Here is an 11,123-nt window from a genome sequence, read left to right as displayed (position 1 = left end):
CGGCACCGATCAGCACCTGCTCCGCACCGAAGGACGCACGTACGCCATGAGCCACTCTCCCGTACCGCTCGGCACCTTTCCCACCCCCGTCGAACCGGCGCCCCGGCTGGCCGCTGCGCTCGGGCTCGGGCCCGAGGACCTGTGGATCAAGCGGGACGATCTGACCGGTCCGGGCGGCGGCGGCAACAAGATCCGCAAACTGGAGTGGACGGTGGGCGCGGCCCTCGCCGAGGGCGCGGACACGCTCGTGACCACAGGTGCCCCGCAGAGCAACCACGCCCGGCTGACCGCCGCAGCGGCCGCCCGGCTGGGCCTGTCCGCCGTCCTGGTCCTGCGCGGCACACCGGGCGCCTCCAGCTCCGGCAACCTCGCGCTGGACGGCCTGTTCGGGGCTCGCGTCGCCTGGGCGGGCGAGGTGGACCAGGCGGGGCTGGACGCGGCGGCGGCCGACGTCTGCGCACGGCTGCGGGCGAGCGGTGCCCGGCCGGCGCTGATCCCCTTCGGCGGGTCCAGCGTGCTGGGCGCCCGGGGCTACGTGCGCTGCGGCGAGGAACTGGACGGGCAGGTGCCTCGGCTGCGGACGGCGGTGGTCGCGCTCGGCTCGGGCGGCACCATGGCGGGCCTGGTCGCGGCCCTCGGCGCCGGCTCGGTGCTCGGCGTGGACGTGGGCGCGCTGGCCGACCCGGCCGCGGCGGTCGTGGAGTTCGCAACACCGCTGGCGACGCAGAAGGTCACGGCGCAGGGGCTGCGGGTGCGCCGGGACCAGGTGGGCGCCGGGTACGCGACCCTGACCGGCCCGGTGACCGAGGCGCTCCGGCTCGCCGCCCGCACCGAGGGCCTGGTCCTCGACCCCATCTACACGGGCCGGGCCCTGGCCGGACTCCGGGCAGCCGTCCGCGACGGCGACGTCCGGCCGGGCGAGAAGACGGTGTTCGTACACACCGGCGGCCTGCCGGGCTTCTTCGGGCACCCGGATGCGGTCGCGTTCGCGGAGGAGGGGGCGGTGGACTTCGACGGGTGAGGGCGGGGCGGTGACCGCCTTCGATGCGAAACGGCGGTGGGGGCCGATGCCGGAACATCGACGAGAGACGATCGGCGGGGCCGGCAAGCGCGCCCCAACGAGAGACGACCGGAGGCCGACAACCGCGTCTCGACGGCTGAGCCGGCCGGGTGCGGATCCGGCCGCCGGCACGCCGACCGGGCCGCACGGTGTGCGACCCGGTCTTCTGCGGCCGGGCGGACCGCCGTGCCCGCCCGTCAGCCCTTCGCGTACTCCTTGGCCATGGTCCCGGCGAAGTCGAAGACCACGGCCTGCTCGTCGCCCACCACCCAGGCGTCATGGCCGGGCCCGCACACGAACACGTCTCCGGGGCCGACCTCGCTCTCGCCGCCGTCGTCCATGCGGAGGTGCATGCGACCCTGCACCACATAGCCGTTGTGGTGGACCATGCAGCTCTCGGTGCCCGCGATCGGTCCCACGGACTCCGACCAGCGCCAACCGGGTTCGAAGGTGGCCACGGCGAAGTCCAGTCCGGTCAGGTGAAGGGCTTCGAGGTGGCCGCGGGGGAAGTCGCGCCGTTCGTCCGGCTTCTCGACCGTCTTCACTTCCAGCATGACGGTGTCCTCCCTTCCGGCCGCGGACCGCGGCCGGGGCCGGCCCACCGTCCCCCGGCGGCCTCGGACACCCCCGGCGCTGCGGCGGCGGCCGTACCCATGGCTCCATGGTCGGCCCCGCGCCTCGGCACCGCCATTCGACGGGGCGGACAACGATGTCGGAGTCCAGCTGATGCTGGTGGGGCCCGGATGTGGTCACGGACCTGGCGGCCGCCCGGGAGTTCTTACCGGCGTACGCCGATAAGGAGGCGGCCGACGCGGGACCTCCATTCCCCCGGGGAGCAACGGCGGCGCGCGGAAAATTGGTCAAGCATCACCTGCAACCTCGGCCGGGGTCGGACGTCTGTCGGGATGGAGGCCTCCACTTCGACCAGATGTCCGACCCCGAACGACCGAAGGAACCGATGTCCGCACACCGTGTATTTCGCCCCGGCCGCGCCCGCAGGCTGCGTGCCGCCCTGGGGGTCTCCGCCGTAGGCGCGGCCCTGGCCGTCGCCGGCACCATGACCGCTCAGGCGGCCCAGGACGGCAGCCACGCGACCCCGTCCCCCGTACCCTCGCCGATCCACACCGCGACCCCGTCCCCCGTACCCTCGCCGATCCACACCGCGACCCCGTCCCCCGTACCCTCGCCGATCCACACCGCGACCCCGTCCCCCGTGCCGTCACCGGTGCAGACGGCCACTGCGAAGCCCGTACCGTCACCGGTCCGCACGGCCGCTCCGAGCCCGGTCCCGGCGCCGGCACACGCCACCCCGAGCCCCGTACCGTCGTATCCCAGGCACGCAACTCCACTCCCCGTACCGCAGCACCGCTGAGCGGCAGCACCCAGGCAGGGGTCGGAAGCGGGCCGCACCCCGCTTCCGGCCCCAGGAGACCCATGACGACAGGCACACCACCCGAGGCGGCCCTGCCCTGGGACCGGGCGCACGGCGCCGCTCGACACCCCACGCCCTGGTGGCGGTTCACGCAGGCACTGCGCACCCGCGCCCTCGTTCGCGCCCGCGCCCGTACGGACGCGCTCACCGATGCGGCTCCCGCTACGGGCGTCACCGGCACCGGCGCGGTCCGGGCGATCCCCCTGGCCGGTCCCGAAGAGCAGCCTGGGATCGTGGAGTTGTACCACCACCGCAGGCTCGCCCTGGTCCGGCTCGCGGTGCTGCTGGTGGACGATCTGCCCACCGCCGAGGACGTCGTCCAGGACGCCTTCACCGCGCTCTTCCGCCGGCACGGTCACCGGCTCGCCTCGCTCGACGACCCGGAGGCCTATCTGAGGACCAGCGTCGTCAACGCGGCCCGCTCGGTCCTGCGCCGGCGCAGGACCGTACGGGCACACACCCCCGCCCCCGAGCAGCACGCGCCCGCTCCGGAGGAGGACGTGCTGCTGCACGAGGACCACCGTGAGGTGCTGGCGGCCCTGCGCACGCTGACCCGGCGGCAGCGGGAGGTGCTGGTGCTGCGCTACTGGTCGCATCTGAGCGAGGCCGAGATCGCGGCGCCGCTCGGTCTGTCGCGGGGTGCGGTCAAGTCCACGGCCAGCCGGGCCCTGGACGCACTCGGCCGACGTCTGGAGGGGCTGCGATGAACGAGTCCGGCACCGGCACCGCGCAGGCACCGGTCGAGGAGCGGCTGCGGGCCGCGCTGGCCGCGCGGGCCCATTCCGTCCGCCCCGCCGACCTGCGTCCGCTGCGCCCGCCGAGGGCGATGGTCCGGCCCCGCAGGGTGCTGCTGCGCCGGACGGTGGTGGGCGCGCTGGCGCTGGCCGCCGTGGCCGCGCTGGTGTTCTTCACGGTGCGCGCCGGTCACTCCCGCCCGACCGAGCCGGCCCGCCCTCCGCATCCGACGACCGGCACACCGACCCCGGTTCCGAGCCCGGTCCGCCCGTCCACGGCCGAACCGTCACCGAGCGCGCCACACCCGTGAGTCGGGCGTCGTACGACAGACGGATCCGGTGCTCCCGCGAACTACGCCCTGGGATGCGCGAGTTCGATGTCGTGGTTCTCCACGCCCGCGCCGGCGACGGTCACCCCGGCGGCCCGGGGCGGACAGCCGGCCGCGATGAGTGTGTACGGGCCGCCGTCCAGGTCGGAGAAGGCGTACGCCCCGTCGTCGCCGGTGGTGGTCGTCGCGACGACGTTGCCCGCGGCGTCCAGCAGGGTCACCCGGGCGTCGCCGAGCGGTCCGCCCGCCCCGCGCACGGTGCCGCGCACGTGGGCGCCCGGCCGCAGTGCGGCCTCGACGCGGGTGACGCCGGTGCCGTCGATCTCCACGGGCAGGGCGAGTGGCCGGTGCTTGGGGGAGCTGACGGCGAGGGTGACCGTGCCTGGTACGAGACCGGTGAGGGTGAACTCGCCCAGTCCGTCGGTCCGTACCGTCGCCAGTACCTCCCCGCGCACATCGGTGACGACCACCACGGCGCCGACGACCGGCGCCCCGCCGTCCGCGGCCCGCACCACGCCGGCCAGCCCGCCGGTGCCGCCGAGCAGCAGGTCGTACGAGACCGGATGCGCGCCGACGACGACGGTGGCGGCCTGCGGGCGGCGGCCGTCGGCGGAGGCGACGAGGACGTACGTCCCCTCCCCCGGTGCGTCGACGGCGTAGCGACCGTCGTCCCGGGCGACGGTCCGGCCGAGTTGCCGTCCACCGAGCGAGACGAGGGTGACCGCGGCGCGGCCGACACCGGTGCCGTCGGCCCCGCGTACATGCCCTTGCACCCGGGTCCCGCGCGAGCCCAGTGTGTCGGCCGTCCGGAACGGCGCCGCACCGACGACACCCTGCTCCCCTCCAACCCCCGTCGGCGCCTCGACCGCCTCCGCCGCCTCGACCGGCGCCCCCGCCACCGGAGTGTCCGTGCCCGGCGCCGCCGCCCGGACCCCAGCCGCCGCCCGAGGCGGGATGAACGCAGCGACGAACAGGGCGAGCACGGCCGCGCCGGAGCCGACGGCCATGACCACCTTGAAGCCGTTCTCGGAGGGCAGCGGTGTGCTGCCGAGGGTCGTGGTCATCCGGGCGAGGATCACACCGGCGACGGCGCTGGCGGTGGACGTGCCGATGGACCGCATGAGGGTGTTGAGGCTGTTGGCGGCGGCCGTCTCGGACGGGTCCACGGCGCCCATGATCAGCGCGGGCATAGCGCCGTAGGCGAAGCCGATGCCGGCCCCGATGACGCAGGAGGCCACCAGGAGTTCCCAGACGGCGTGCATCAGCACGATGTCGAGGCCGTACCCGGCGGCGACGATCACCGCGCCGCACATCAGGGTGACCTTCGGTCCCCACGTCCGGGAGATCAGCGCGGACACCGGAGCCATGGCCATCATCACCAGACCGGTCGGCGCCATGACCAGACCGGCGTCGAGCAGCGACTTGCCGAGGCCGTAGCCGGTCGCCTTGGGCAACTGCAGGAGCTGCGGCAGGACGAGGGACATCGCGAACATCGAGAAGCCGAAGGCGACCGAGGCGAGGTTGGTGACCAGCACCTGGCGGCGGGCGGTCGTGCGCAGGTCCACCAGGGGCTCGGCGGCGCGGAGTTCGAACAGGCCCCAGGCGAGCAGCACGACGACGGATGCCGCGAACAGTCCGAGGGTCGTACGGCTGCCCCAACCCCAGTCCGCTCCCTTGGAGATGGCGAGCAGCAGGCAGACCAGTCCGGCCGCCATGCCGAGGGCACCGGGCAGGTCGAAGCGCCCGCCGGTGCGCACCTTCGACTCGGGGACGAGCAGCAGCACGAGCAGGCCGGTGACGGCGCCGAGCGCGGCCGAGGTCCAGAACAGCATGTGCCAGTCGAAGTGGTCGGCGATCAGCGCGGCGGCCGGCAGACCGAGCGCGCCGCCGATGCCGAGGGAGGCGCTCATCAGGGCGGTGGCGGAAGCGAGGCGTTCGGCGGGCAGTTCGTCGCGCATGATGCTGATGCCGAGCGGGATGACGCCGGAGGCCAGTCCCTGCAGCGCCCGGCCGGCGATCATCGGTGCGAGGCCGTCGCTGAGCGCCGCCGTCACCGAGCCCGCGACCAGCATCAGCAGGCTGGTCAGCAGCATCAGTCGCTTGCCGTACATGTCACCGAGCCGGCCCATCACGGGCGTGGCGACGGCAGCCGCGAGGAGGGTCGCGGTGACCGCCCAGGCCGCGTCGGAGGCGGACGCGTCCAGCAGGTGGGGCAGTTCGGGCACGATCGGGATGACCAGGGTCTGCATCAGCGAGACCACGATCCCGCCGAGGGCCAGCACCGCGACGACGACGTTCGTGCGCGGTACGGCGGACTCTCCCGCCTGATCGGACCGGGGATGCGCTGGGGACATGGTCGGGCCTCCAAGGGGACGACTGGGTCGGCGTACCCTCGAATGTAAGTCAGTTGATTGACTTAACCAAGGAAAATGCGGGTTTCCGCGCTCACCGGTACGCGGCCCGCACCGCTAAGTTGGGCGGCATGAGCAACCTTGACCGTGTGCCGGTGCCCAGTGTCTGCGGCGGCCGCGGATTCGTCGTGGCCGAGCCCGTCCGCGAACTGCTGAGCCCCCGTCACGTGAAGCTGGGCGAGTCGACCGAGGTGCGCCGGCTGCTGCCGAACCTCGGCCGTCGCATGATCGGCGCGTGGGCCTTCGTCGACCACTACGGGCCGGACGACATCGCCGACGAGCCCGGCATGCAGGTCCCGCCCCATCCGCACATCGGGCTGCAGACGGTCAGCTGGCTGCACGAGGGCGAGGTGCTGCACCGCGACTCGACCGGCAGCCTGCAGACGATCCGGCCCCGGCAGCTGGGCCTGATGACTTCGGGCCGCGGAATCAGCCACTCCGAGGAGAGCCCCCGCCCGCCCGCCCGTTTCCTGCACGGCGCCCAGCTGTGGGTCGCGCTCCCCGACGAACACCGCGACACCGACCCGGAGTTCGAGTACCACCCGGACCTGCCCACGGTCGCCGCGCCCGGCCTGACCGCCACGGTGATCCTCGGCACCCTCGACGGCACCGTCTCGCCCGGTACGACGTACACCCCGATCACCGGCGCCGACCTCACCCTCGCCCGGGGCGCCGACGTACGCCTGCCCCTGGAGCCCGACTTCGAGTACGGCGTCCTGGCCATGTCCGGCGAGGTCCACGTGGACGGCGTACCGGTGCTCCCCGGTTCCCTGCTCTACCTCGGCTGCGGCCGCCCCGAACTCCCGCTGCGCGCCGAGTCGGACGCCTCACTCATGCTGCTGGGCGGCGAGCCGTTCGCGGAGGAACTGATCATGTGGTGGAACTTCGTCGGACGCACGCAGGGCGATATCGAACGGGCCCGTGAGGACTGGATGAGCGGGTCGAGATTCGGGGAAGTGAAGGGGTACGACGGGGATCCGCTGCCTGCCCCGGAGCTGCCGCCGGTGCCGCTGAAGGCGCGGGGTCGGGTGCGCTGAGCTGGTGTTCGACGCGTTCGACGGCGGCGGTCACCGCGCGCCAGGACTGCTCCTGGGCACTCTGGTTGACCGTGGTCAGGTTGAAGCAGCTCATCCGGGAGAGAGCCACGAGGACGCCGATGACGCGCTGATCGTTGAAGCGAGGACCGCGGTGGGCCACCAGCTCCTGGCGTGACCCGACATCGCGGGATCAAGTCCGCGTCACAGGGTGAAACAACGGGAGAAGACGACCGCTGTCGCGAATGGCCGGCCAAGGCCCCCTCACAGCGGCCCCCGCCCGTCTACGGAGTCAGCCCTGCCTTCGCACAAGCGGCCCGCAGCTGCGGCGTGCAGATCTGGGCGATGGTGTACACACCGTCCTTGATGAGGGTCTGCTTGATGTTGGCGGTTGTCACGGCGACCGGGGTGAGGAGCACGGACGGGATGTGGTGGGTGGTGGGGCTGTCGGTCGTCGTCGTGGCGATGGTGTGCAGCTTCTCGCCGCGGCCCAGGGCGACAGCCATGGCAGCGGCTGCTTCCGCTTCCGCGCGGAAGGACTTGTACACCGTCATGGACTGCTCGCCGTTGATGATGCGCTGTACCGCGTCGAGGTCGGCGTCCTGGCCGGTGACCGGTGGAAGGCGCCTGACGTGGGCGCTCTTGAGTGCGGAGATGACGCCTGCGGCCATGGCGTCGTTGGCGGCCAGGACGCCGTCGATCCGGCCCGGGCCCAGGGCCGAGATGGCGGCGGACATGTCGGCGTTCGCGTTGTTCGTGCTCCAGCCCGGGGTGTCGTAGGAACGGCCGATCCTCACCTTGCCCCGCAGGACGGACAGTGCACCCCTCTTGTACGACGCCGCGTTGGGGCTGGTCGGGTCGCCGTTCATCATGACGATGGTCCCGCCCTTGGCCGGGCCGTGCATGGCCTTGAGGAGGGCCTGGCCCTGCAGCGTGCCGACCTGTACGCCGTCGAAGCTGACGTAGCCCGAGATCGGACCGTCGGCGAGCCTGTCGTAGGCGACGACCGGGACGCCCGCATTGCGCGCCTGCTGGACGGAGGAGCGCTGAGCCCTGTTGTCGGTGGCGCCGAGGATGAGGACCCTGACCCCCTTGGTGATCATGGCGACCATCTGCTGCCGCTGGGCCATCGAGTCGTCGTCGGCGTTGGCATAGGTGACGCTGCAGTGCGGGCAGAGCTGTTTCACCCGTCGCTCGATCAGCGGCTTGTCGGAGTTCTCCCAGCGTGGCACCAGCCGGCTCGGCAGCAGCAGGCCGACGGTGAAGCTGTCCGTGGTGGCTGTTCCGTCTCCTGTGCAGGCTGCCGAGGGCATGGTCAGCAAGCCCGCGACAAGTGCGCCGACGACATACCGCGTACGGATTGCCACGCATCGACTACGACACGTCATGGTCGGTCCCCGTCCCTGCGCCCGGTTCCGCGCCCACCGAAGCCGGTTCACGACGCGGTACCGCTATCTCGCTGCACACCTGCTTGCCGCCGGCCACCGGCACCGTGCCGAAGGACTCCGACATCGCCTCGACCAGGAGCAGACCCCGGCCGCCGGTCGACTCCCAGTCCACGATCACGGGCTTGGCGGGCGCCCGCGGAGAGGAGTCGCTCACGCAGACGCGCACCCGGTCCCCTCGGAGCATCAGGTCGAGACGGACCGGGCCCTGGGTGTGCACCAGGGCGTTGGTGACGAGTTCGGACACCACCAGCAGCACGGGGTCGGTGGCTTCTTCGACCTTCCAGCGGCGCAGGGTGCGCGCGGTGAACCGGCGGGCGTGCATGACGGCGTCGGGCAGCCGCCACACCACCCAGCCCGACCGGATCGGCCGGGTCTTCATGCCGTCGTAGCGCAGCAGCAACAGCGCCACGTCGTCCTCGCGACGACCCAAGTCGCCCAGCAGGTGGTCGGCCACCCGTCCAGGATCCGAGGGGTCGGCCGCGGCGAGGGTGGCGCGCGTGCGGCGCATGCCCTCGTCCAGGGACAGGTCGGCGGCCTCGATCAGCCCGTCGGTGACCAGGGCGAGCATCGTTCCGGGCGTCAGTGCCACGGCGGTCATCGGGAAGTCCGCCTCCATGGAAATTCCGAGCGGAAGGCCGCCCTCGGCCTCGACCTCCTCGGTGCTGCCGTCGGGATGGCGCAGCAGCGGTGCGATGTGCCCGGCCCGGACGAACAGGACGTCGCCCTCGTCCATGTTCAGTTCGGCGTAGCAGCAGGTGGCGAAGAGATCCGTCTCCATACCGACGAGGAGGCGGTTGGCGTGCGAGACGACCACGTCGGGCGGATGGCCCTCCACCGCGTACGCCCTGACCGCGGTGCGCATCTGGCCCATGATCGTCGCGGCTGCGGCGCTGTGGCCCTGCACGTCGCCGATGACCAGCGCCACCCGGTCCTCGGAGAGAGCGATCACGTCGTACCAGTCGCCGCCCACCTGCAGTCCCCGCCGGGCGGGCAGATAGCGGGCGACGACGATCCCGCCGGGAAGCCCGGGCAGACGTCGCGGCAGCAGGCTGCGCTGCAGCATCGTCGCGAGTTCCTGTTCGGCGTCATAGGCGTGGGCGCGGGTGAGGGCCTGGCCGGCCAGTGAGGCGGTGGCGGTCAGCAGCGAACGTTCCTCGGGGACGAACTCGTGCGGCCGGTCCCAGCCGATCAGGCACACGCCGGCGACCCGGCCCCTGGCGGGCAGCGGCAGGACGGCAAGGCCTCCTGGGCCGATGCCGTCGAGTCCCGGTTCGACGGCGGTGCCCGTCGGCCACAGGTCCATACGTCCGTCTCGCAGAGCCGTCCGCAGAGTGGGCAGGGCACTGAGGGGTGCGTCCGGCCACTCCGAACGCCACTGAAGACGCCATGTCCGCGGCCAGGCAGCGGGCTGCGGCGGGTCGAGCAGGGTGACCTGGAGCCGTTCGTGCTGCAGCTCGGCGAACGCCACCCGGTCGGCGCCCAGGGGCTCGCGCAGGGCGGCGACCACCACGTGGCTGACGTCGCGCACGGTGGTGGCCTTGTCGAGTGCGGCGGTCAACCACTGGATCCGGGAGACGCCGCCGGCGCCCCGGTGCAGGACCGAGGTCGCCGTCACCACACCCAGCACCTGCTCCGGCCGGTCGTCGGCACCCGCCGCCACGCGGCACCTCAGGCTCAGCCAGCGCATCTCACCGGTGGGGCAGCGGACGCGGAAGTCCAGTTCCCGTCGGCCGAACGTCCGGGTGGACGGCTCCAGCACCGACATCAGAGCGGGCAAGTCTTCCGGCAGTGCGTGGGCGAGCAGGGAGTCCGCCCTGCCGTCGAAGTCGTCCGGCTTGATGCCGACCAGTTCGCGCAGCGTCTCGTCCGCGTCCATCGCGCCGGTTTCCGGTACCAGGACGAAGGAGCCGACGCGCATTCGGCGCAGTGCGGAACTCAAGGGTGCCGACGGCGGCCCTCCCCCGGCCCCGGCCTCCAGCACGTCGGCGACCGCGTCGGCGTAGCGCTCCAGGAAACGCTGCTGCTCGCCTTCGAAGCCGTTCTCACCGGCGCCCACGACGACGAGGCAGCCGAGCCGTCCGCCCTCGGCGCCGAGAGGCAACGCACCGAGCGATGTCCGGGCTCGCGGCGGCGCCGGACATCCCTCGGGGTAGGAGGCGAGTGCCGCGGGGGTCAGCCACACGGGGTGGGGGGCGCGGAAGGCGCGGGCCGCAGGCGAGCCGCCGGACAGGGCCAGGCGCTCCGGCAGCCCGTACTCGGCGGGGGCGTATCCGGCCGTGTCCACCGATCGAAGGTCGTCAGAACCTGCGCCGGCCACATAGAGCACTGCCAGCGCCGCTCCGGCGAACGTCAGGGCGCGGACGCTCGTGGGGGTCTCCGGCTCCGGTGGTGAGCCGGTGTCCGCGACGCCGGCCTCGGCTGTCCCCGGCTGCGAGAGTCCGGCCCGGGCACTGCCGTCGTGAGGCATGTCCCCATCTACCTCCCGTCCGTGCCGGGGTGGCGACCGGCTACCGCCGGTCACTCCCCCTACCAGAATCGCATAGACGGACAAACCGAACAGATTGACGTCGCGTCGGCTACGCGGCGCCTGGTTCGCAGTTCACCATGGCCGGTGTCACACTGACGACGTGGTCGTTCAGCCACTTTCGCCCGGTCCGGGCGGGTACGGGCCGAGA

Annotated in this window: 10 protein-coding genes; 5 read left to right on the top strand and 5 right to left on the bottom strand. The window is 72.7% G+C overall.

The annotated features are described in order from the left end of the window. Nucleotides 1-46 precede the first annotated feature (46 nt). Complete coding sequence (locus tag SRB17_RS10100; RefSeq protein ID WP_153538156.1) at nt 47-1,021, top strand: pyridoxal-phosphate dependent enzyme; 975 nt, start codon at nt 47-49, stop codon at nt 1,019-1,021. A gap of 236 nt (nt 1,022-1,257) precedes the next feature. Here the strand turns inward: SRB17_RS10100 and SRB17_RS10095 are convergent, their stop codons facing one another. Both SRB17_RS10095 and SRB17_RS10090 read right to left on the bottom strand, forming a co-directional pair. After that, nucleotides 1,258-1,614 (bottom strand): cupin domain-containing protein, encoded by a 357-nt coding sequence (locus SRB17_RS10095; protein ID WP_153536910.1) that lies wholly within the window; start codon nt 1,612-1,614, stop codon nt 1,258-1,260. A gap of 511 nt (nt 1,615-2,125) precedes the next feature. Then, the gene (locus SRB17_RS10090; protein ID WP_153536908.1) at nt 2,126-2,329 is read right to left on the bottom strand and encodes a hypothetical protein; all 204 of its coding nucleotides are present in this window, start codon (nt 2,327-2,329) and stop codon (nt 2,126-2,128) included. 165 nt (nt 2,330-2,494) lie between these two features. Here SRB17_RS10090 and SRB17_RS10085 point away from each other — a divergent pair, with 165 nt between their 5' ends. Both SRB17_RS10085 and SRB17_RS10080 read left to right on the top strand, forming a co-directional pair. After that, on the top strand, nt 2,495-3,199 hold the full coding sequence (locus SRB17_RS10085) for an RNA polymerase sigma factor (protein ID WP_153536906.1): 705 nt from the start codon (nt 2,495-2,497) through the stop codon (nt 3,197-3,199). Continuing rightward, a complete protein-coding gene (locus tag SRB17_RS10080) occupies nt 3,196-3,537 on the top strand; it encodes a hypothetical protein (protein WP_153536904.1) in 342 nt (113 codons plus the stop codon). Before SRB17_RS10085 ends, SRB17_RS10080 begins: the two co-directional genes overlap by 4 nt. A gap of 41 nt (nt 3,538-3,578) precedes the next feature. Here SRB17_RS10080 and SRB17_RS10075 read toward each other — a convergent pair whose 3' ends face one another. After that, nucleotides 3,579-5,909, bottom strand: a complete 2,331-nt coding sequence (locus SRB17_RS10075) for an MFS transporter (protein ID WP_153536902.1) — start codon at nt 5,907-5,909, stop codon at nt 3,579-3,581. A 128-nt stretch (nt 5,910-6,037) separates the two neighbouring features. On the opposite strand from SRB17_RS10075, the gene SRB17_RS10070 reads away from it, so the two are divergent. After that, nucleotides 6,038-7,003 (top strand): pirin family protein, encoded by a 966-nt coding sequence (locus SRB17_RS10070; RefSeq protein ID WP_153536900.1) that lies wholly within the window; start codon nt 6,038-6,040, stop codon nt 7,001-7,003. Between the two features lie 4 nt (nt 7,004-7,007). Beyond that, a complete protein-coding gene (locus tag SRB17_RS10065) occupies nt 7,008-7,178 on the top strand; it encodes a hypothetical protein (protein WP_153536898.1) in 171 nt (56 codons plus the stop codon). A 106-nt stretch (nt 7,179-7,284) separates the two neighbouring features. Here the strand turns inward: SRB17_RS10065 and SRB17_RS10060 are convergent, their stop codons facing one another. Next, complete coding sequence (locus SRB17_RS10060; RefSeq protein WP_153536896.1) at nt 7,285-8,388, bottom strand: substrate-binding domain-containing protein; 1,104 nt, start codon at nt 8,386-8,388, stop codon at nt 7,285-7,287. Continuing rightward, nucleotides 8,375-10,915, bottom strand: coding sequence for a SpoIIE family protein phosphatase (locus tag SRB17_RS10055; protein WP_153536893.1), 2,541 nt, complete (start codon nt 10,913-10,915; stop codon nt 8,375-8,377). The genes SRB17_RS10060 and SRB17_RS10055 overlap by 14 nt, the downstream gene beginning before the upstream one ends. Nucleotides 10,916-11,123 lie beyond the last annotated feature (208 nt).

Origin of the sequence: Streptomyces sp. RB17, assembly GCF_009604455.1 — a bacterium.
Taxonomy (GTDB): Bacteria; Actinomycetota; Actinomycetes; order Streptomycetales; family Streptomycetaceae; genus Streptomyces.
The sequence above is the reverse complement of the archived record's forward strand: the minus strand, read 5'-3'. Positions and strand labels throughout refer to the sequence as shown.